21 protein-coding genes and 1 other annotated feature (1 of these 22 running past the window's edge) are annotated in these 20,163 nt (G+C 42.0%); of the genes, 17 read left to right on the forward strand and 4 right to left on the reverse strand.

What is annotated here, in order from left to right; genetic code table 11:
* Positions 1-104 precede the first annotated feature (104 nt).
* Positions 105-1,016: a LysR family transcriptional regulator gene (locus GPW69_RS04685; RefSeq protein ID WP_012775137.1), complete on the reverse strand. Its 912-nt coding sequence runs from the start codon at positions 1,014-1,016 to the stop codon at positions 105-107.
* 214 nt (positions 1,017-1,230) lie between these two features.
* On the opposite strand from GPW69_RS04685, the gene GPW69_RS04690 reads away from it, so the two are divergent.
* The 14 genes from GPW69_RS04690 (at position 1,231) to GPW69_RS04755 (ending at position 14,430) form a co-directional block, all read left to right on the forward strand.
* A complete protein-coding gene (locus GPW69_RS04690; protein WP_044679477.1) occupies positions 1,231-2,004 on the forward strand; it encodes a dihydroorotate dehydrogenase electron transfer subunit in 774 nt (257 codons plus the stop codon).
* 9 nt (positions 2,005-2,013) lie between these two features.
* Positions 2,014-2,955 carry a dihydroorotate dehydrogenase gene (locus GPW69_RS04695; RefSeq protein WP_074391064.1) on the forward strand — a complete coding sequence of 314 codons (942 nt, stop codon included), beginning with the start codon at positions 2,014-2,016 and terminating at the stop codon, positions 2,953-2,955.
* Positions 2,956-3,119: 164 nt separating this feature from the next.
* A complete protein-coding gene (pyrF, locus tag GPW69_RS04700; protein WP_074391063.1) occupies positions 3,120-3,815 on the forward strand; it encodes an orotidine-5'-phosphate decarboxylase in 696 nt (231 codons plus the stop codon).
* On the forward strand, positions 3,808-4,134 hold the full coding sequence (locus GPW69_RS04705) for an inorganic diphosphatase (protein WP_074391062.1): 327 nt from the start codon (positions 3,808-3,810) through the stop codon (positions 4,132-4,134). The genes pyrF and GPW69_RS04705 overlap by 8 nt, the downstream gene beginning before the upstream one ends.
* A gap of 137 nt (positions 4,135-4,271) precedes the next feature.
* Positions 4,272-4,904, forward strand: coding sequence for an orotate phosphoribosyltransferase (gene pyrE / locus GPW69_RS04710; protein WP_014637891.1), 633 nt, complete (start codon positions 4,272-4,274; stop codon positions 4,902-4,904).
* A 108-nt stretch (positions 4,905-5,012) separates the two neighbouring features.
* The gene (locus GPW69_RS04715) at positions 5,013-5,939 is read left to right on the forward strand and encodes a glycosyltransferase family 2 protein (protein WP_074391061.1); all 927 of its coding nucleotides are present in this window, start codon (positions 5,013-5,015) and stop codon (positions 5,937-5,939) included.
* Between the two features lie 9 nt (positions 5,940-5,948).
* Positions 5,949-6,602, forward strand: coding sequence for a uracil-DNA glycosylase (locus tag GPW69_RS04720; RefSeq protein WP_074391060.1), 654 nt, complete (start codon positions 5,949-5,951; stop codon positions 6,600-6,602).
* A 39-nt stretch (positions 6,603-6,641) separates the two neighbouring features.
* The gene (locus tag GPW69_RS04725; protein ID WP_074391059.1) at positions 6,642-7,913 is read left to right on the forward strand and encodes a dihydroorotase; all 1,272 of its coding nucleotides are present in this window, start codon (positions 6,642-6,644) and stop codon (positions 7,911-7,913) included.
* Between the two features lie 130 nt (positions 7,914-8,043).
* Positions 8,044-10,158, forward strand: coding sequence for a cell surface ecto-5'-nucleotidase Nt5e (gene nt5e / locus GPW69_RS04730; protein WP_032532402.1), 2,115 nt, complete (start codon positions 8,044-8,046; stop codon positions 10,156-10,158).
* Between the two features lie 51 nt (positions 10,159-10,209).
* A complete protein-coding gene (locus GPW69_RS04735; protein WP_074391058.1) occupies positions 10,210-10,884 on the forward strand; it encodes a Maf family protein in 675 nt (224 codons plus the stop codon).
* A 333-nt stretch (positions 10,885-11,217) separates the two neighbouring features.
* The gene (locus tag GPW69_RS04740; protein WP_002936504.1) at positions 11,218-11,706 is read left to right on the forward strand and encodes a YkgJ family cysteine cluster protein; all 489 of its coding nucleotides are present in this window, start codon (positions 11,218-11,220) and stop codon (positions 11,704-11,706) included.
* Positions 11,707-11,805: 99 nt separating this feature from the next.
* On the forward strand, positions 11,806-12,657 hold the full coding sequence (ylqF, locus tag GPW69_RS04745; protein WP_074391057.1) for a ribosome biogenesis GTPase YlqF: 852 nt from the start codon (positions 11,806-11,808) through the stop codon (positions 12,655-12,657).
* Complete coding sequence (locus GPW69_RS04750; RefSeq protein WP_074391056.1) at positions 12,644-13,417, forward strand: ribonuclease HII; 774 nt, start codon at positions 12,644-12,646, stop codon at positions 13,415-13,417. Before ylqF ends, GPW69_RS04750 begins: the two co-directional genes overlap by 14 nt.
* 2 nt (positions 13,418-13,419) lie before the next feature.
* The gene (locus GPW69_RS04755) at positions 13,420-14,430 is read left to right on the forward strand and encodes a YdcF family protein (protein ID WP_044679463.1); all 1,011 of its coding nucleotides are present in this window, start codon (positions 13,420-13,422) and stop codon (positions 14,428-14,430) included.
* Positions 14,431-14,464: 34 nt separating this feature from the next.
* Here the strand turns inward: GPW69_RS04755 and trhA are convergent, their stop codons facing one another.
* The 3 genes from trhA to GPW69_RS04770 form a co-directional block, all read right to left on the reverse strand.
* On the reverse strand, positions 14,465-15,115 hold the full coding sequence (trhA, locus tag GPW69_RS04760; protein ID WP_044679457.1) for a PAQR family membrane homeostasis protein TrhA: 651 nt from the start codon (positions 15,113-15,115) through the stop codon (positions 14,465-14,467).
* A complete protein-coding gene (locus tag GPW69_RS04765; protein ID WP_074391055.1) occupies positions 15,105-15,551 on the reverse strand; it encodes a DUF1836 domain-containing protein in 447 nt (148 codons plus the stop codon). The genes trhA and GPW69_RS04765 overlap by 11 nt, the downstream gene beginning before the upstream one ends.
* A 96-nt stretch (positions 15,552-15,647) precedes the next feature.
* Positions 15,648-15,959 carry a rhodanese-like domain-containing protein gene (locus tag GPW69_RS04770; RefSeq protein WP_074391054.1) on the reverse strand — a complete coding sequence of 104 codons (312 nt, stop codon included), beginning with the start codon at positions 15,957-15,959 and terminating at the stop codon, positions 15,648-15,650.
* A 129-nt stretch (positions 15,960-16,088) separates the two neighbouring features.
* On the opposite strand from GPW69_RS04770, the gene GPW69_RS04775 reads away from it, so the two are divergent.
* The 3 genes from GPW69_RS04775 to topA all read left to right on the forward strand — a co-directional run bounded on the left by GPW69_RS04775 (position 16,089) and on the right by topA (position 19,735).
* Positions 16,089-16,646, forward strand: a complete 558-nt coding sequence (locus GPW69_RS04775) for a sugar O-acetyltransferase (protein ID WP_074391053.1) — start codon at positions 16,089-16,091, stop codon at positions 16,644-16,646.
* Positions 16,647-16,706: 60 nt separating this feature from the next.
* Positions 16,707-17,549: a DNA-processing protein DprA gene (gene dprA, locus GPW69_RS04780; RefSeq protein WP_024408845.1), complete on the forward strand. Its 843-nt coding sequence runs from the start codon at positions 16,707-16,709 to the stop codon at positions 17,547-17,549.
* A gap of 92 nt (positions 17,550-17,641) precedes the next feature.
* Positions 17,642-19,735 carry a type I DNA topoisomerase gene (gene topA / locus GPW69_RS04785; RefSeq protein WP_024408846.1) on the forward strand — a complete coding sequence of 698 codons (2,094 nt, stop codon included), beginning with the start codon at positions 17,642-17,644 and terminating at the stop codon, positions 19,733-19,735.
* Between the two features lie 394 nt (positions 19,736-20,129).
* Positions 20,130-20,163 (forward strand) — a sequence feature (ribosomal protein L10 leader region) (it continues 101 nt past the right edge of the window).

The following is a 20,163-nucleotide window of genomic DNA, read 5'->3' on the forward strand; positions in this document are numbered from 1 at the left end:
AGCGTTTCCTTAAAGAAAAATGAATTATTTTCATTTTTCTTTTCAACGTCTTTCATAAATGTATCATAACATATTGTATTTTGTTTGTCTATATAAAATGGTATTTATTTTTGGTCGAATTTTACCTCTTCAAGTAGGTAATTGATGAATTTTTCTCCCATGTCGGACAGCAATGCCTTTTCGTGTTGGATATAGACCAATTCGATTTCATCGTCAAATTCCAGAGGAATGGATACAATATTATCTCCGTTAAGATTTGAATTGAGGATACCTGTTGCGATTGTGTAGCCATCCAGACCGATTAAGAGATTGAAGAGTGTGGCACGGTCAGATACGACAATCGATTTTTTATGGTGTTCCTGGGCTAGAATTTCTTCTGCAAAGTAGAAGGAGTTGTGAATACCTTGCTCGTAGCTGAGATAGGGGAAATCTACCAAATCATCGAGAGTGATTGACTTTCTTTGTGCCAAAGGATTGGTTTTGCTGACAAATACATGTGGTTTGGCAGTGAAGAGAGTTGTATAGGATAGTCGATTGTCATCCAAAAGTTTCAGCAGGACATCACGGTTGAAATGGTTGAGGAAAAGCACTCCGATTTCTGAGCGGAAATTCTTAACGTCATCAATGATTTCCCAGGTCCGCGTTTCACGTAGGAAGAGTTCATAATCTTCCATTTCAGTTTCTTTTAAAAGTGAGACAAAGGCATTGACGACAAAGGCATAGTGTTGAGAAGAGACGCTAAATAGTTGGCGTTTTGCATTCGGATTTTTATAGCGGTCTTCCAGTAGTTCGGTCTGCTCAACAATTTGACGAGCGTAGGAAAGAAACTCCATGCCATCCTTTGTCAGGGTAATGCCCTTAGAATTACGGAAAAAGATTTTAATTTTCATTTCTTTTTCCAAGTCTCGTACAGCGTTGGAAAGGCTAGGTTGGGTAATGAAGAGTTGCTTGGCAGCCTCATTCATACTGCCTGTTTCTGCAATTTTGATAATATAGTATAATTGTTGGATTCTCATACCTCTATTGTAACATGATTTGACAAATTATTCTAAAAAATGTATAATGCTGAAAATATATCCTTTAACTGAGTCCAGAGAGGCGAAGAAGGGAACGTGATAAATAGGGCAAATGCTGCCTTCTTTTCGTGTAACCTTGCTAGCCAGCAAGGTTTTTTTCTCTATATCGACTTTCTTGTTTTCTGTGTCATTGTTATATAGAATAGGAGAAAAGATGATTTTAAAAGAACAGATGTTACTGGTGGACCAAGTCCAACTAGCGCCACGAATTTTTGCTATGACCTTGCAGGGGGATATGGTCCAAGATATGAAAATGGGGCAGTTTATCCATATTCGTGTCCCAGATGATTCCATGCTCTTGCGGAGACCAATATCTATTTCCGAGATTGATAGGAATAAGTCTCAATGTCGGATTATTTACCGAGTGGAAGGTCAAGGGACGGAAGTCTTTTCGAAAATGACTGTTGGGCAATATTTGGATGTTATGGGACCGCTTGGGAAAGGGTTTGAAGTAGACTTTCTCAAAGAAGAAGACCGCATTCTCATCATTGGAGGAGGAATCGGTGTTCCTCCCTTGGTGGAAGTGGCGAAACAGGCGGCGAACCGTGGCGCCAAAGTCACGTCAGTCATTGGCTTTGCCACCAAAGAGGCTGTCATTTTGGAAGAGGAACTGGCAAGCTACGGGGTGGTCTATGTCACAACGGATGATGGTTCCTATGGACGTAAGGGGAATGTCGCAACGGTCGTTGAACAGCTGACAAACGAGTTTGCTGCCATTTACTCATGTGGGGCGCCTGCTATGATGAACTATGTTGACCAATGCTTTCAGGACCATCCTCATGCCTACATTTCACTGGAGGCTAGGATGGCTTGCGGGATGGGGGCGTGCTATGCCTGTGTTGTCAAACCTAAAGAGGGACAAGAACATGAGAACAAGCGTGTCTGCAAGGAAGGTCCAGTCTTTGCGACTGGCAGTCTGGTTTTATAGGAGGTTGAAATGACAAAACGATTAGCGATTTCCTTACCAGGCTTAGACTTGAAAAATCCTATCATTCCAGCTTCTGGCTGCTTCGGTTTTGGTCAGGAGTATGCAGATTATTATGACCTTAATCAGCTTGGTTCCATTATGATTAAGGCGACTACCCGTCATCCTCGTTATGGCAATGCGACTCCCCGTGTAGCCGAGACACCAGCAGGTATGCTCAATGCCATTGGACTTCAAAATCCAGGCGTTGATGCCGTCTTATCCGAAAAACTCCCCTGGTTGGAACAGCATTTTCCAGACTTGCCTATCATTGCCAATGTGGCTGGTTTTTCCAATGAAGAATATGCTTATGTGTCAGGAAAAATTTCAAAGGCTCCAAACGTAAAAGCTATCGAGCTGAACATTTCTTGTCCCAATGTGGACCACGGAAATAATGGTCTCTTGATTGGACAGGTACCAGAATTAGCCTATCAAGCAGTAAAAGCAGCAGTCGAAGCCTCATCTGTCCCTGTTTACGTTAAGCTGACACCAAGTGTGGCAGACATAACCTTGTTGGTCAAGGCTGCTGAGGATGCTGGAGCGACTGGCTTGACGATGATAAATACCTTGGTTGGTATGCGATTCAATCTCAAAACTCGACAACCAATCTTGGCAAATGGTACAGGAGGAATGTCAGGTCCAGCAGTTTTTCCGGTTGCTCTCAAACTCATTCGTCAGGTTGCACAGATGACTGATTTACCGATTATTGGTATGGGTGGTGTGGATACGGCGGACAAGGCTATAGAGATGATGGTTGCAGGAGCTTCAGCTGTAGGGGTAGGAACAGCCAACTTTACAGACCCATTTGCTTGTCCAAAGATTATTCAAGACTTACCAAAACGCATGGAAGTTTATGGTATTGATAGTTTGGAAGGTTTACGCCGAGAAATCAGACATAGCTTGGGTAAGCGTTGACAAAGGTAAAATAAAAGAGTAATATAAAGAAAATATCTCCTTTAACTAAGTCCAGAGAGGCTAGGAAGGTGTCATGTAATAGGCTTGAAAGGTGATTTTCAAGCTGAATTCGTGCACATCCCTGACCGATTTGGCAGGGATTTTTGTGTAAATGAAAGGATTTTATGAAAGAAACAAGACCAATTATTGCCCTTGACTTTGCAGGTAAAGAAGAAGTTCAGTCTTTTCTGGAACAGTTCCCACCAGATGAGAAACTCTATGTAAAGGTTGGAATGGAGTTGTATTATGCGGAGGGACCAGGTATTATCAATTATTTGAAAGGCTGCGGTCACAGTATTTTTCTAGATTTGAAACTGCATGATATTCCTAATACCGTCGAGTCTGCTATGAAAGTCTTGGCAAAACTCGGTGTGGATATGACCAACGTTCACGCTGCTGGTGGTGTTGAGATGATGCGGGCAGCACGAAGGGGATTGGGTAAGGATGCTGTTTTAATAGCGGTCACTCAGTTGACCTCTACCTCAGAGGAGCAGATGAGAACAGACCAGAATATACAGACTAGTTTGCAGGAAGCGGTTGTTCACTATGCTCAAAGAGCACAAGAAGCTGGTCTTGATGGGGTGGTTTGTTCAGCGCATGAGGTGGCTTTGATTAAAGATGCCACAAGTTCTGATTTTGTGTGCCTGACGCCAGGGATTCGTCCGACTGGCGGTGAAGTAGGCGATCAGAAACGAGTTATGACACCAGCAGATGCTGCTCGAATCGGTAGTGATTACATCGTAGTAGGTCGCCCGATTACAAAATCAGCACAGCCTTACCAGACCTATTTGTCTATTAAAGAGGAGTGGAATCGTGAATAAGGTTTATCAGGTTATCATCGATAGACCTATCGGGTATATTGATAAATTTGGCAACCAGTACCCCATCAATTACGGCTACGTTCCAAATCTATTGGCTGGAGATGGTGAAGAACAAGATGTTTACATCATTTCCAAAGCTGTTCGGCAGCCTTTGACAGCTTTCGAGGGGAAATTGGTCGCGATTATCCATCGTAGAGATGATGTTGAGGATAAACGGGTTCTGACAGGTCTTGATGAAAAACTTACCGTGACAGAAATAAAAGAGAAAACCAATTTCATTGAACAGTATTTTGATTCATGGATTGAAATGGTGGACTAGGAGAAATCTGTAAGAATTCAACAGGGATAAATATAGTTTTTTGTAGGGTTCATAGATTGAACCAATACTTTAGGAGTGACAGGCTATTCGGCGGGATGGTCATGTTGGAATGGTACGCATTTAGAAGGAGGTCTATTATGACACTAGCAACAGAAATCGCATCACACTTATTGGATATTAAGGCAGTTCATCTGCGCCCTGAAAAGCCGTTTACATGGGCATCAGGTATCAAATCCCCTATCTATACAGATAATCGTATTACACTATCTTATCCTGAAACTCGAAATCTGATTGAAGATGGCTTTGTCCAACGTATTGAAGAGGAATTTCCTGAGGTTGAGGTGATTGCCGGAACTGCCACAGCAGGTATTCCCCATGGTGCTATCATTGCAGATCGGATGAATTTGCCATTTGCTTATATCCGTAGCAAGCCAAAAGACCATGGTGCAGGGAATCAATTAGAGGGTCGCATCGTCAAGGGACAAAAAATGGTTGTCGTTGAAGACTTGATTTCTACTGGAGGGTCTGTTCTAGATGCCGTAGCAGCAGCTGAGCGTGAAGGCGCTGACGTTATTGGTGTTGTGGCAATCTTTACTTATGAATTGCCAAAGGCAGATCGTAATTTTGACAATGCTGGCGTGAAATTGGTGACGCTCAGCAATTATTCAGAGTTAATCAAGGTCGCAAAAGTACAGGGATATATCAATGCAGATGGTTTGAATCTGCTTAAAAAGTTCCGTCAAAATCAAGAAACTTGGCAGGAAGACTAGATTTGAAACGAGCCCACGCACGATTTCTGGGAACTTATCCTGTAAAATGGTATAATAGTCTCTAACGTATTTTGAGAATACAATAATTGACCGTATGAGGAGAAAAACATGATTTCAGTTATCGTGCCTTGTTTTAATGAAGAAGAGGCAATTCCCTATTTTTACGATGCTATGGAGAAAGTTCGTAAGGAGATGGGGGAACAATTTGAGTATATTTTTGTCAATGATGGTTCAAAGGATAGGACATTAACGGTTTTACGCCAATTGTCTGGTCAAGACCGAGCTGTTCGCTATCTTTCTTTTTCAAGGAATTTTGGGAAAGAAGCTGCTCTCTATGCAGGTCTACAAGCTGCGAAAGGTGAGCTAGTGACTGTCATGGATGTTGATTTGCAAGATCCACCCGAAATGTTGATGGAAATGAAGGCTATGTTGGATGGAAATCCGGATTTAGATTGCGTTGGAACCCGTCGTGTCAGTCGTGATGGTGAGCCACCGATTCGTAGCTTTTTTGCGAAATTATTCTACAAATTGATGAATAAAATCAGCCAGGTCGAGGTAGTAGACGGTGCCCGTGATTTCCGTCTCATGCGTCGTCACATGGTAGCTGCTATTCTATCTGTGTCTGAATACAACCGCTTTTCAAAAGGAATTTTTGCCTGGGTTGGATTCGAGACAGAATACTTGCCATATGAAAATGTTGAGAGGGTTGCTGGTGAAACTAGTTGGTCTTTCTGGAAATTGCTTTCTTATTCTATTGAAGGAATCATCAATTTTTCAGATACACCTTTGAATATTGCCTCCTATACAGGTTTCTTCACCTTCCTGTTGTCGCTAGTTCTAATGGTTTTTGTGGTTTTCAAAACCTTGGTGTTCGGAGACCCTACAATTGGCTGGCCGTCGACTATTTGTATCATCCTATTTTTGGGAGGTCTGCAGTTGATGACCATTGGTATTCTCGGTAAATATTTGGCAAAAGTTTTCTTGGAAACGAAGAAACGTCCGATTTATATTGTTAAAGAGAAAAGTTCAAACTAGGAGTAGTTTATGGAACATTCAGCTTGGCACGAATTGATAAAGGCACAGTTGCCAGAGCATTATTTTTGTAAAATCAATCAGTTTTTAGATCATGTTTATGCTGGTGGAACCATTTATCCGCCTCGTGAGAAGGTATTTGCTGCCATTCAAACGACGGATTTGGAAGAGGTTAAAGTAGTTATTTTGGGACAGGATCCCTATCACGGACCTGGTCAGGCACAGGGCTTGTCGTTTTCTGTTCCGAACTCGGTACCAGCTCCGCCATCTCTTCAAAACATCTTAAAAGAATTGACGGATGATATTGGCGTCAAACAAGATCATGATTTGACAGCCTGGGCGGAACAAGGTGTGCTTTTGCTCAATGCTTGTTTAACTGTTCCAGCAGGTCAGGCAAATGGACATGCAGGGCAAATCTGGGAGCCTTTTACGGACGCTGTTATTAGGGTGGTCAATAGCTTAGACCAGCCTGTTATCTATATTCTTTGGGGTGCTTATGCTCGCAAGAAAAAGGCGTTGATAACCAATCCAAAACATTTGGTTATCGAATCTGCTCATCCAAGTCCTCTTTCAGCCTATCGAGGTTTCTTTGGAAGCAAGCCCTTCTCACAAGCAAATGCCTACTTGACTTCACAAGGCAGAACAGGAATTGATTGGCTTCGATAGTAGATGGTAATGGCTTTGGTACTACAAAGGAGAATATGAATGTTATTAGTGAAAAATGGTCGAGTATTGGATCCGCAATCCGGTTTAGACAAGGTTTGCGACATCTTGATGGACGGAAGTAAGATTGTTAAGATCGCGGAGTCGATTTCAGAAGATGTTGAGCAAGAAGTGATTGATGCGACAGGATTAGTCGTTGCTCCTGGTTTGGTTGATGTTCATGTGCATTTTCGGGAGCCTGGTCAGACCCATAAAGAAGATATTCATACAGGAGCTCTTTCTGCGGCAGCGGGTGGTTTTACTTCTGTTGTCATGATGGCTAATACTAGTCCGACGATTTCAAATGTTGAAACCTTAAAAGAAGTATTGGATTCCGCTAAAAAAGAAGCTATTCACATTTATAGTGTGGCAACCATTACAGATCATTTCGATGGGCAAAACCTGACCGATTTTCCTGCTTTGCTAGAAGCTGGAGCGGTGGCCTTTTCGGACGACGGTATTCCTTTGACAAATGCTTGCGTGGTTAGAAAAGCTATGAAATTAGCCAAAGAGCAGGGCTGTCTCATCAGCCTGCATGAAGAAGACCCTGACCTGAATGGCGTTTTGGGACTCAACGAGCAAGTAGCTGAAAAACATTTTCATGTTTGTGGAGCAACAGGCGTAGCAGAATACAGCATGGTCGCTCGCGATGTCATGATTGCCTATGAAACGGGTGCGCGTGTTCATATCCAGCATCTATCCAAAGCCGAGTCGGTCAAGGTGGTTGAATTTGTTCAAGGTCTCGGAGCAAACGTCACGGCAGAAGTAGCACCCCAACATTTTTCACGAACTGAGGACTTACTTCTAACAAAAGGTGCCAATGCTAAGATGAACCCTCCACTACGATTAGAAAGTGATCGCTTGGCTGTGATTGATGGGTTGAAATCTGGTGTTATCTCTGTCATTGCGACGGACCATGCTCCTCATCACGCGGATGAAAAAAATGTAGAAGATCTCACAAAGGCCCCATCAGGAATGACAGGCTTGGAAACCTCGCTTTCGCTTGGCCTGACTCACTTGGTAGAAGAAGGGCATCTGACACTCGTGCAATTGCTGGAGAAAATGACAATTAATCCAGCCAAGCTCTATGGTCTTGATGCTGGCTATCTTGTTGAAAATGGCCCAGCTGATCTTGTTATTTTTGACCCAAATGCAAATCGGTTGGTCACAGCGGATTTTGCCTCGAAGTCTGCTAATTCTCCGTTTGTTGGTGATAGTCTGAAAGGACAGGTCCTTTACACCATTGCAAATGGACAAATAGTATTTGGTAAATAGGAAATGAGCGGATTAGATAGCTAATTCTCTTATTTCGAACCTTTTTGGCATGTAAGCGATTTTAAAGTTTTTGTTTTTTGTTAAAAAGTGTATAATAGAGATATAAAAAATGCCGAAGAAAGGTCTATTTATGAAAAAGAAAAAAATCTTGTTGCCTGTAATGTCCACACTCTTGTTGGCTCCATTTGTTTTAGCTCAACAAGTACAAGCTGCTGAGACAACGACTGCAGCTACCACAACCAATCAGCCAGCAACGACTGATGCAACTGCTACGGTACCAGCAACGTCAGTTGAAAACGTAGCAACGGAGGAAACTGTTGTCCCTGCTGCAGAAGAAACAGTAGAGGCAGTCATTATCCACACAAACGACGTTCACGGTCGCATTCTTGAAGAAAAGAATGTCATCGGTGACGCTAAGGCTGCGGCAGTCATTGAAGAAGAACGTGCCAAAGTAGAGAATACAATTGTAGTAGATGCTGGTGATGCCTTCCAAGGACTTCCAATTTCCAACTCTACAAAAGGTGAAGACCGCGCCAATATCATGAACCAAGTCGGCTATGATGCAATGGCTGTTGGTAACCATGAATTTGACTTTGGGATGGATCAAGCAATCAAGTACAAGGAAACTTTGAACTTCCCGCTATTGAGTGCTAACACTTACGTTAATGGCGCTCGTGTTTTTGAAGCTTCAACTATCGTCGATAAAACTCCAACTGTTGTAGGTGATGAATTTGTAGTTATCGGTGTAACAACACCTGAAACTGCAACAAAAACCCATCCGAAAAATGTTGAGGGAGTAACATTTACCGACCCAGTCACAGAAGTCAATAAAGTGATTGACGAAGTGGAAGCACGTGCTCTAGCAGATAATCGTGTTTACAAGAACTATATCATTCTAGCTCACCTAGGTGTCGATTCTACAACGCCTGTTGAATGGAGAGGCTCAACTCTTGCTGAAGCACTTTCTAAAAATAGTAAATTAGCTGGTAAACGTGTTATTGTTATCGACGGTCATTCCCACACGGTAGAAGCGACTACCTATGGAGATAATGTTACTTATAATCAAACAGGCTCTTACTTGAACAATATCGGTAAAGTAACCTTGAAATCCGATAAATTATTGGGTGAAGCTAGTTTGATTTCTGCCGCGGATACTAAAAATGTGACGCCAAATGCTAAAATCGCAGCCTTGGTTGATGAAATTAAAGCAAAATATGAAGCTGAAAATGCTCAAGTAGTTATTGAAAATAACCCAGTGGAATTAAACGGAGACCGCTCAAACGTGCGTGTTCGTGAAACCAACTTGGGGAATGCAGTGACAGATGCAATCTATGCCTATGGTCAAACAGGATTTTCAAACAAAACTAGCCTTGCTGTGACTAACGGTGGTGGTCTACGTGCAACAATTGCTAAGGACCAGCCTGTAACAAAAGGCGATATTATTGCTGTCTTGCCATTTGGTAACATCGTTTCCCAAATCACTGTAACTGGTCAGCAAATTTATGATATGTTTACCAAGTCTTTATCATCTACATTGCAAGTGAATCCAGAAACTGGCGAGATGCTTTTAGATGAAAATGGCATGCCACTCTTTGAAGCTAGTGGTGGATTCCTACACATTTCAGGAGCAAATGTATTCTACGATCCAACTCTTCCTGTAGAAGAACGTGTTCTTCTTATCGGTATTCTTAATCCAGAGACTGGCGAATATGACGCCTTGGATCTTGAAAAAACGTACTATTTAGCAACAAATGACTTCCTTGCTGCTGGTGGTGATGGCTACACAATGCTTGGCGGAGCACGTGAAGAAGGTCCTTCAATGGACAGCGTCTTTGCTGAATACCTAAAGACAGCTGACTTATCAGCTTATGAGGTTGTCAACCCATATTCACGTATCATTCCTGTAAATTCAAGCATTGATACGGATGAAGATGGCTACCCAGACTTTATCGAGATTTTATTGGATACTGATCCAGAAAATCCAGCATCAAATCCAGAAACTGTTCCAGCCGAAAATACAGATTCACCATCTAATCAAGTACAAAATACTTCGGCAACTGACAAGAAGGTCCCAGTTGATTCTCCAAAAGTAGGAGATAAAAAACCAGAAGTAGCAAGTCCAGTAAAAACTACAAAAGCAGGAGTCTTGCCAAATACTGGTGACCAGATGAATCTGACGCTCAGCCTGTTTGGTTTAGGTCTTGCAGGACTGGCCATGGCAGTAGGTCGTAGAAAAGAAAATTAATCAATCATCTGAAAACAGGGTCTTCGGACTCTGTTTTTGACTGGAGGAAACATGCAAACTGTATTTCAATATCAAAAAGAGGGGGATCGTGAGCAGATTAGTTCTTATGTTCTGCTTAGCAACTCCCCACGTCGTAAACAATTATTGGGATTTTTACAACCACAAATCGCATCAGTTGAAGTGGATGAGCGTGGTATCGAGGAACATTTTATGAAACAATTCGCTACAGATGATTTTCTCACTCGAGCTGCAAAAACCTGTTGTGAAATTTCCAAAGCCAAATCGGACATGGATTTGGTAACTGGCCATCTCTACATTTCTGCGGATACAATCGTCGTGTCAGATGGGAAAATTTTTAACAAACCTCAAGATTTGACAGAAGCTGAAACCATGTTACGTTCCTATTTTGGAAAGAGCCATCACGTTGTAACATCTGTCTGCCTACGGACAAGTCACTCACTGGATGTTTTTTATACGGTTGCACAGATTGATTTTGTGGACTATTATCCAGCCTTGGAAGAAGCGATTCAGTCCTATATCCGTGAAAAGCAGCCGCTGGATAAGGCCGGTGCCTACGGTATTCAGGAGCTTGACCCACGCTTTGTAGCAGGTATTTCTGGGGATGTTCACACCATTATTGGTCTACCTGTAGCCGAAGTTTCCCGCAGGATTTTTGGGAGTGGGAAAAAAGAGTTCGTCAAACAAGTCTTTATTTCTAGTTGTTGAGCTGAAACAGTCTATTCCCAGACTGTTTCACTCCCACCCCCGCACAGCTCAAACTGTCTGGGAGACAGTTTGAGGTTGGAGATAGAGCGAACTTTGTTCGCAACAGTCGTAACGGTCAGATTTGGAGTGTGAAACGCGAATTGCTGAGATTTGCTTCGCAAATCTTATCTCCAACCTTTAACAGTCCACTGGACTGTTAAACCCAATCAACCACTGCGCTGAGATGTTGACACTAACCTTATTAAGTGATGCTATAATTTAGCTCAGCATTTTGAAAAATAGCAGAGCTTAATAGCTAGTTTGTGGTATAATAATGGTCGAAAAGGAGAGTTTATGACCGTCGACATTGAAAGATACAAGCAATTGGCCCAGCAGAAGCAAGGAGAACATCGAAAATTTCTAGCAAATTTGAAGAAAAAAGCACCTAAAAATTTGGATAGAATTGTTCAAGATATTCATGCCGAAGTATTTTCTGAAATCGACTGTACAGAGTGTGCCAACTGTTGTAAAACGTTGGGACCGCTCTTTACAGAAGCAGATATTACCCGAATTGCTAAGCATTTGCGCATGAAACTTCCAGTTTTTGAGGACATGTACTTGCGTGTGGATGAGGACGGAGATAAGGTATTTCAATCCATGCCCTGTCCCTTCCTTGGAGGCGATAATCTATGTAGTATCTATGATGCTCGTCCCAAAGCCTGTCGAGAATTTCCGCATACTGACCGCAAGAAGATTTATCAAATCAACAATTTAACAATAAAAAATACTCTGATTTGTCCCGCAGCCTATCTCTTTGTCGAAAAGTTACGGGAGAGAATTTAAGAGGAACAAGAAAGACAAAATATTGATTTTCTGCTATAATAATAAAAAAACAAGCCGTTTTTACGGCTTTTTTCAATGAATCATATTTAGGAGGACCCCATGGTAACAATTCAATGGTTTCCGGGCCACATGTCAAAAGCTCGCAGGCAGGTGCAGGAGAACATCAAGCACGTTGATTTCGTGACTATTTTGGTCGATGCCCGCTTGCCCCTATCCAGCCAAAACCCTATGCTGACCAAGATTGTTGGCGACAAGCCCAAGCTCATGATTCTCAACAAGGTCGATTTGGCTGACCCTATTCGTACGAAAGAATGGCAGAGCTACTTTGAAGGTCAGGGCATTCGCACCCTGGCTATCAACTCAAAAGAGCAAGCGACGGTGAAAAAAGTGACCGACGCAGCCAAGAGTCTGATGAAAGACAAGATTGAACGTCTCCGCGAAAGAGGGATTCAAAAGGAGACCTTGCGAACCATGATTATTGGTATTCCAAACGCTGGAAAATCCACCCTCATGAACCGTCTGGCTGGAAAGAAAATTGCCGTTGTCGGCAACAAACCAGGTGTGACCAAGGGCCAACAGTGGCTCAAGTCCAATAAAGACCTTGAAATCCTTGATACCCCAGGGATTCTCTGGCCTAAGTTTGAGGACCAAGAAGTCGGACTGAAGTTGGCTCTGACTGGAGCTATCAAGGACCAACTCTTGCCTATGGACGAAGTGACTATTTTTGGCTTGGACTATTTCAAAGCAAACTATCCAGAACGCCTAAAAGAGCGATTCAAGGGTATGGATTTGGAGATGGAAACGCCTGAACTCATTATGGACTGGACAAGAAAACTAGGCTTCCGTGATGATTATGACCGTTTTTACAACCTCTTTGTCAAGGATGTTCGAGACGGGCGTTTGGGCACCTATACATTGGATAAGGTGAGTGACTTAGATGGCAACGATTAAGGAAGTGACTGCTCTGCTGGCTCAGGTGGACAGTCTAGACAGTCCTGTCTGGGCAGAGTTGGCTCAGGACGTGCGAACAGGGGTCCAGTCTGCTATCAAGAAACGCCGTAAGGAGCTGGAAAAAGAAGCAGCAGAAGACGCTCGCTTAGAAGCTATGCTATGCTACGAAAAAGCCCTTTATGAAAATGGGGTAGAGTTAATCGCTGGCATCGACGAAGTCGGCCGGGGGCCTCTAGCAGGTCCTGTGGTGGCAGCGGCGGTTATCTTGCCCAAGGGCTGCAAAATTCGCTACCTCAACGACTCCAAGAAAATCCCTAAGTCCAAGCACGAAGCTATCTACCAAGAAGTCATGGAGCGGGCGGTGGCAGTCGGTGTGGGCGTCAAAGGTGCAGCTGTCATCGACCAGGTCAACATCTACGAGGCGACCAAGTTAGCTATGTTAGAGGCTTTGGGGCAGTTGAGTCAAGTACCTGAACACCTCTTAATAGATGCTATGAAGTTGGACACACCTCTGCCGCAAACCTCTATCATCAAGGGGGATGCCAACAGTCTCTCTATCGCAGCGGCCTCAATCGTGGCCAAGGTGACGCGGGACAAGATGATGGCGGATTATGACAAGGAGTTCTCAGGCTACGGCTTCGCAAAGAATGCTGGTTATGGAACGTCAGAGCATTTGGAAGGCTTGAACAAGCTAGGCATCACGCCAATTCACCGTAAGACCTTTGAGCCCATTAAGTCTATGGTAGCAGGGGGAAACTAGTCTTGACAGTCTTTTTCTGGTTATTTTTAGCGGCTATCAGTCTGTTTGCTCTCATCTATTTCTGGGAACGGCGGTCGATTTTTATCTCACTGTTTGCCTTGAATATCCTCGTCTGGGCTTTGGCATGGATTATCTCAACAGGCATTCTCGAAAACAATGAAATCTTACGTTTGCTGGCTATAAACATGGCTATGGTGCTCTTTTTAGCCTTGTTAAGCGGTCCATTTGTCTTGCTTTTCACACTTTATCTGAATGGCTTTCAGATTTTGAAGAGAGAAGGGGTTCGCTTCCATAATTTCCTATCCATGGGACTGGCGGTTGCCCTGACTTACTATCTCTTCATCGCTCCCTTTGTGGTTCAATCCCTTTCAGGCATCAGCTTTTTCATCATGCTGTTCCTCTACGTTAGTTTTTTGGTGTCATATGCTATTATCATCAGCATGCTCTATACCACGTCTAGCTTTGTCAACTTGGTCAATCTCTTTCCAGGCAAGCTTGATTATGTGGTGGTCTTAGGTGCTGGCTTGATTGGTGACAAGGTAACGCCACTTTTGGCTTCGCGGATTGAAAAAGGCATAGCGATCTACCAGAAGCATCCTGGCAGCAAGCTCATCATGTCAGGCGGACAGGGTCCTGATGAACTCTTGGCAGAGGCGCAGGCCATGGCTAATTATGCCTTGGAAAAGGGTATTCCTGAGGAAGATATTGTGATAGAAAACCAATCAACCAATACCGAGGAAAACTTGAAATTTTCCTATGCCCTGATGAAACCTGGCAGTCGCTTTGCACTTGTAACCAATTACTATCACGTTTTCAGAGCTCTGCTATTGGCACGAAAACTGAAAATCAAGTGTATCGGCTACGGAGCAAAGACAAAATTTTACTTTAGCCTAAATGCCTTTATTCGGGAATTTGTTGGCTATGTGGTCATGAGTCGAAAGACGCATTTGGTATTTTTGAGCATCGTGTCAATCCTTTATCTGATTGGAATGATTATCAGTTTAATGCTTTAAGAAAACAGCCTCTAGGTTTCTAGAAGCTGTTTTCTTATAACATAAAGTAGACAATGGCGATATATTGCAGTGCTGAAGCCAGTAGGATAAAGAGATGCCAAATCATGTGGAAATAGGGCTTTTTCTTAGCGTAGAAGAGGGCTCCAATAGTATAAGATAAACCACCAGCCAGCATCAAAATTCCGAAAACAAGTCCAGTCTTTTGAAGAATGGCTGGCAAGATAAAGACAACCAACCAGCCCATAAAGAGATAGAGAAAAAGGCTGAATTTTTCATTGATTTTTTTGGCGAAAATTTTATAGAGAATGCCAAAAATGGTTAATCCCCATTGTAAACCAACAATTAGATACCCCAACCAACCACCGATCAAGGATAGGGCAACAGGTGTGTAGCTTCCAGCGATAGCAATGTAAATCATGCTGTGGTCGATAATCCTTAGGATGTATTTGTGAGTAGAAGCGTAGGGCATGGAGTGGTAGATGGAAGAGGATAGGAACATGAGAAATAGGCTGATGACAAAGATAGTCATGCCGACCACAGCAGTCACGTTATAATCTTGAAAAGAATGGATAGCAGTAATGGGGAGTAAGACCAACATAAGCAGGGCTCCGACTGCATGGGTGACGCTATTTGCGACTTCTTCGCCAAAAGACAATTTCAGACTTAATTTCAAACTAGGATTCATGGTGACTCCTTTCTAACTCCATAGTGAGTTGACGGGTTTTGTAATATAGTTTAACAGACTGGCAGGCATAACGAATGATTTCAGGCGTATCGTTGCTTTCTTCATTTCGCATGCAGTCAACAAAATGATTGTATAAGGTTTCAGAACTGTCTGTCTGGAGTAGAAGATTTAAGGTCTGACTGATTTCTTGAATGGAAAAGACATTTTTTAAGATAGTCAATGCTATCAAGCGGGCAACTTGCTGTTTTTGATATTTTTTCTTAATAGGTTTTTCAAGCTGTTTATGTTTGACGTAGTTGTTTATCATAGAGGCCGTCAAACTTTTTTGTTCCAATAGCTCTGATGAAGTGGTCGTCTGATTAACATACAGCAGAACTTGGTCCAAATATAAATCTAAATCAGGTAATTCATGCCAGTAGGGAATAGTTTGTTTCATGATTATCTACTTACTTTTATCTAGTATCGATAACTAGATTATATAATTTTTAAAAAATAAAGTAAAGAAAAAGGGTACTTCCTTTCCGAAATACCCTTATTTCACAATCAATCCGTCCCAAGCATCCATGCCACCTGCAATATCATTTGCCTTATATCCCTTAGATGACATGATTTCTCTGGCCAGCTTGCTACGTTTTCCACTTTTACAGATGAGTAGATAGTGTTGGTCGACTGGTCCATCCAATGCGGCAATCTTATCCATAGGACAATTAATAGCACCATCAATATGACCAGCTGAATATTCTTCTGGGTCACGAACGTCTAGTAATTGCACCGATTCAGTTTGTATCAACCCAAGCAATTCTGCAGCAGTCAAAGTTATAGTTTGTTCATGTTTTTCTTGCATGATTCCCTCTTTCGTTGGTTTAAATTAATAAGAACAATACCAAATCTTAGCTGGACTTGTCAAGAAGGATTGACTTTTAGATTAATAAAACCTAAGATATGTATTAAGAAGAAAAAAAGGAGCAGATGTATGCTGACTGAAAAAGAAAAGATGATAGCTGGGCAATTTTATATGGCAGCAGATCCAGAACTTAGACAAATGAGAACGCTGGCTCGCCAAAAGATGCAGGACTTCAATAATGAATTAGATGGCTCTATACGTTCTCAAATCTTGAAAAACTGGTTTGGAGCTACAGGAGAGCGGATTTACATGGAGCCAAATTTCTACTGTGATTACGGAAGTAACATCCATGTCGGAGAGGATTTTTATGCTAATTTCAACTGTACTATGCTTGATGTCTGTCCGATACGAATTGGGAAAAATGCCATGCTTGGTCCCAATGTGCAATTGTTGACTCCCTTGCATCCCTTGGACCCTGACGAACGCAATTCTGGCTTGGAATACGGGGCTCCTATTACCATTGGTGATAATTTCTGGGCTGGTGGTGGTGTGACAATCTTACCAGGCGTGACCTTGGGGGACAATATCGTTGTTGGTGCTGGTTCTGTTGTAACCAAGTCTTTTGGTGATAATGTCGTTTTAGCGGGAAATCCTGCGCGTGTTATCAAAGAAATACCTCAAAAATAATTCTTCCATTTGGGAGAATTTTTTCTTTCCATTACGAACAATAAGAATGAGGTGAAGAAAATGAATAATTTTGAATTGTTTAAATGGAAAAAAGCAGGTTTGACCAATCTTAATGTGAATAAAGTTTTGGCCTATCAAGAAAAACACGGTAAAAAATTGACCTTACGTAATGTCGCTGTAGTGTCTGAATGTAAAAATCCAGTGCTATTTATGGAAAATTATAAGAATCTAGATACAAAAGCCTGTCGCGAGGAATTTAATAAGTATCCATCATTTTCAATTTTAGATGACATCTATCCTTTGGCACTCAAACAGATTTACAATCCGCCTGTACTTTTATTTTATCAAGGGGATTTAGAATTGCTGGAAAAATCAAAGCTGGCAGTTGTTGGTACACGAAATGCCAGTAAAAATGGTGTTCAGTCAGTTCAGAAGATTATCAAGGAATTGAGTAATCGCTTTGTCATTGTTAGTGGTTTGGCAAGAGGAATTGATACGGCTGCCCACATCGCCAGTTTGAAAAATGGAGGCCAAACCATTGCTGTAATTGGAACAGGTTTGGATAAGGTCTATCCCAAAGAAAACAAGGACTTGCAGACCTACATTGGCAAACACCATTTAGTATTAACAGAGTATGAAGCTGGTGCTCAGCCACTCAAATACCATTTCCCAGAACGTAACCGCATCATTGCTGGGTTGGTAGAAGGTCTGGTAGTCTGTGAGGCAAAAATGCGGTCTGGTAGCTTGATTACCTGCGAACGTGCCTTGGAAGAAGGGAGAGAAGTCTATGCTATTCCAGGTTCCATTATGGACGGAAAATCAGATGGTTGTCATCATCTGATTCAAGAGGGGGCAAAGTGCATCACATCAGGCTTGGACATCATTTCTGAGTATAAATTTTAAAACAAGTCTTCCTATAGGAAAATAAATATCTTGACACTGACTGAAAAATAGTATATTCTTTGTGAGGTTAAAAATATTTGTAAGGTATAAGAATGGCTACAAAAACAGTTAGTAAGAAAAAAACAACAACCAAGAAAAATCTCGTTATTGTAGAGTCGCCTGCTAAGGCAAAAACAATCGAAAAATATCTTGGTAAAAATTATAAGGTCGTTGCTTCAGTCGGGCATATTCGAGATTTGAAGAAATCTAGTATGTCTATTGACTTTGATAACAACTATGCACCTGAGTACATCAACATACGTGGAAAAGGACCACTCATCAATTCTTTGAAAAAAGAAGCAAAAAATGCTAAGCAAGTCTTTCTCGCGAGTGACCCGGACCGCGAAGGAGAAGCAATTTCTTGGCATTTGGCTCACATTTTGGGATTGGACGCAAACGATAAAAACCGTGTTGTCTTTAATGAAATTACAAAAGATGCAGTAAAAAATGCCTTTCAGGAGCCACGTGCTATTAACCTAGACTTGGTAGATGCCCAACAAGCTCGACGCGTCTTAGACCGTATTGTAGGATACTCTATCTCACCTATTTTATGGAAGAAAGTCAAAAAAGGTCTGTCAGCAGGACGTGTTCAATCGGTTGCTCTCAAATTAATAATCGACCGTGAAAATGAAATCAGCAATTTCAAACCAGAAGAATATTGGACAATTGATGCAACCTTCAAAAAGGGGAGCAAGAAATTCCAGGCTTCATTCTACGGTATAGATGGAAAGAAAACTAAAATTGAAAACAATGAGCAGGTTAAAGAAATTCTTGCCCGACTTGATGGAGATGATTTCTTAGTAGAACAGGTTGAGCGTAAGGAACGCAAACGAAATGCACCTCTGCCTTACACAACTTCTACTATGCAGATGGATGCGGCTAATAAAATCAATTTCCGTACTCGTAAAACCATGATGGTTGCCCAACAACTTTATGAGGGTGTCAGTCTTGGCGCAGGTGGTACCCAAGGTTTGATCACCTATATGCGTACGGATTCAACACGTATTAGCCCTGTTGCACAAGCACAAGCTGCTGACTTTATCACGGAGCGTTTTGGTGCTACCTATTCAAAGCATGGTAACAAAGTAAAAAATGCCAGTGGTGCACAAGATGCCCACGAAGCCATTCGTCCATCAAATGTTAACTTAACACCTGAATCAATTGCAAAATATCTGGACAAGGACCAATTACGACTATATACACTGATTTGGAATCGTTTTGTCGCAAGTCAGATGGCTGCAGCAGTTTTTGATACCATGAGTGTTCGTTTGGGTCAAAATGGTATTGTCTTTGCTGCTAATGGTAGCCAAGTAAAATTCGATGGTTATATGGCGGTCTATAACGACGCTGATAAAAATAAAATGTTGCCAGATATGGAACAAGGTGACACGGTGGTACGCGCGTCAACAAATCCAGAACAACACTTTACTCAGCCACCAGCTCGCTACTCTGAAGCAACCTTAATTAAAACATTAGAAGAGAATGGTGTAGGTCGCCCGTCAACCTATGCACCAACAATTGAAACCATTCAAAAACGTTACTATGTTAAGCTTGCGGCTAAGCGATTCGAACCAACTGAACTCGGAGAAATCGTTAATAAGCTGATTGTTGAGTTCTTCCCAGATATTGTCAATGTCAAATTTACAGCCGATATGGAACAAAAATTGGATGATGTAGAAATCGGGAAAGAGCAGTGGCAGAAGGTCATTGACGGTTTCTATCAGCCATTCAAGGTAGAATTATCTAAGGCAGAAGAACAGATGGAAAAAATCCAAATTAAGGATGAACCAGCTGGCTTTGACTGTGATGTTTGTGGTCATGAAATGGTCATCAAGTTAGGTCGCTTTGGAAAATTCTATGCATGTAGCAATTTCCCTGATTGCCGCAATACCAAGCAAATCACTAAAGAAATCGGTGTGACTTGTCCGGTTTGCCAAAAAGGTCAGGTGATTGAACGCAAGAGCAAACGCAATCGTCTTTTCTATGGTTGCGATCGCTACCCAGAGTGTGAATTTACTTCTTGGGACAAGCCAGTCGGACGTTCTTGTCCGAAATGCGACCACTATCTCGTTGAGAAAAAAGTTCGTGGTGGTGGTAAACAAGTTGTCTGTCCAAATGGTGACTACGAAGAAGACAAGATTAAATAAGATTAAACTGCTATTCTCAAGGGAATGGCAGTTGTTTTTTATAGTCATGTTAGTTTATCTTAGCTTACTTCGACAAGCGAGAAGCTGGGTAAAAAGTCCATCATCACTTCTCAAGGTTAGTGTCAACATCTCAGAGCAGTGGTTGATTGGGTTTAACAGGCCGGTGGAGTAAAATTGTTCAGTGAACTGTTTCAGCCTGAGTTTAGAAATGAAAAAATCGAGCTAAAAAGGTTGGAGATAGGATTTGCGAAGCAAATCACAGCAACTCGTGTTTCACATTCCAAGTCTGACCTCTACAACTGAAGCGAACTAAACGGCAATACCAGTTTGAAAAAATGTTTAAAAAAATAGGATAAAAGTCTTGCATTATTGAAAATACTGTGTTATGATAATTGAGGTTTGAAAAAACTGACCTAAGACAGTAGGGG

It is taken from the genome of Streptococcus suis (assembly GCF_902702775.1).
GTDB classification, from domain to species: Bacteria; Bacillota; Bacilli; order Lactobacillales; family Streptococcaceae; genus Streptococcus; species Streptococcus hashimotonensis.

Excerpts from the sequence above, each read along its gene's own strand:
- GPW69_RS04725 (WP_074391059.1), top strand. The coding sequence starts at position 6,642 with ATGTTATTAGTGAAAAATGGTCGAGTATTGGATCCGCAATCCGGTTTA.
- GPW69_RS04750 (WP_074391056.1), top strand. The coding sequence starts at position 12,644 with ATGGCAACGATTAAGGAAGTGACTGCTCTGCTGGCTCAGGTGGACAGT.
- pyrE (WP_014637891.1), top strand. The coding sequence starts at position 4,272 with ATGACACTAGCAACAGAAATCGCATCACACTTATTGGATATTAAGGCA.
- nt5e (WP_032532402.1), top strand. The coding sequence starts at position 8,044 with ATGAAAAAGAAAAAAATCTTGTTGCCTGTAATGTCCACACTCTTGTTG.
- GPW69_RS04775 (WP_074391053.1), top strand. The coding sequence starts at position 16,089 with ATGCTGACTGAAAAAGAAAAGATGATAGCTGGGCAATTTTATATGGCA.
- GPW69_RS04735 (WP_074391058.1), top strand. The coding sequence starts at position 10,210 with ATGCAAACTGTATTTCAATATCAAAAAGAGGGGGATCGTGAGCAGATT.
- ylqF (WP_074391057.1), top strand. The coding sequence starts at position 11,806 with ATGGTAACAATTCAATGGTTTCCGGGCCACATGTCAAAAGCTCGCAGG.
- topA (WP_024408846.1), top strand. The coding sequence starts at position 17,642 with ATGGCTACAAAAACAGTTAGTAAGAAAAAAACAACAACCAAGAAAAAT.
- trhA (WP_044679457.1), bottom strand. The coding sequence starts at position 15,115 with ATGAATCCTAGTTTGAAATTAAGTCTGAAATTGTCTTTTGGCGAAGAA.
- GPW69_RS04770 (WP_074391054.1), bottom strand. The coding sequence starts at position 15,959 with ATGCAAGAAAAACATGAACAAACTATAACTTTGACTGCTGCAGAATTG.
- GPW69_RS04740 (WP_002936504.1), top strand. The coding sequence starts at position 11,218 with ATGACCGTCGACATTGAAAGATACAAGCAATTGGCCCAGCAGAAGCAA.
- GPW69_RS04690 (WP_044679477.1), top strand. The coding sequence starts at position 1,231 with ATGATTTTAAAAGAACAGATGTTACTGGTGGACCAAGTCCAACTAGCG.
- GPW69_RS04715 (WP_074391061.1), top strand. The coding sequence starts at position 5,013 with ATGATTTCAGTTATCGTGCCTTGTTTTAATGAAGAAGAGGCAATTCCC.
- GPW69_RS04720 (WP_074391060.1), top strand. The coding sequence starts at position 5,949 with ATGGAACATTCAGCTTGGCACGAATTGATAAAGGCACAGTTGCCAGAG.
- GPW69_RS04695 (WP_074391064.1), top strand. The coding sequence starts at position 2,014 with ATGACAAAACGATTAGCGATTTCCTTACCAGGCTTAGACTTGAAAAAT.
- dprA (WP_024408845.1), top strand. The coding sequence starts at position 16,707 with ATGAATAATTTTGAATTGTTTAAATGGAAAAAAGCAGGTTTGACCAAT.
- GPW69_RS04765 (WP_074391055.1), bottom strand. The coding sequence starts at position 15,551 with ATGAAACAAACTATTCCCTACTGGCATGAATTACCTGATTTAGATTTA.
- pyrF (WP_074391063.1), top strand. The coding sequence starts at position 3,120 with ATGAAAGAAACAAGACCAATTATTGCCCTTGACTTTGCAGGTAAAGAA.
- GPW69_RS04685 (WP_012775137.1), bottom strand. The coding sequence starts at position 1,016 with ATGAGAATCCAACAATTATACTATATTATCAAAATTGCAGAAACAGGC.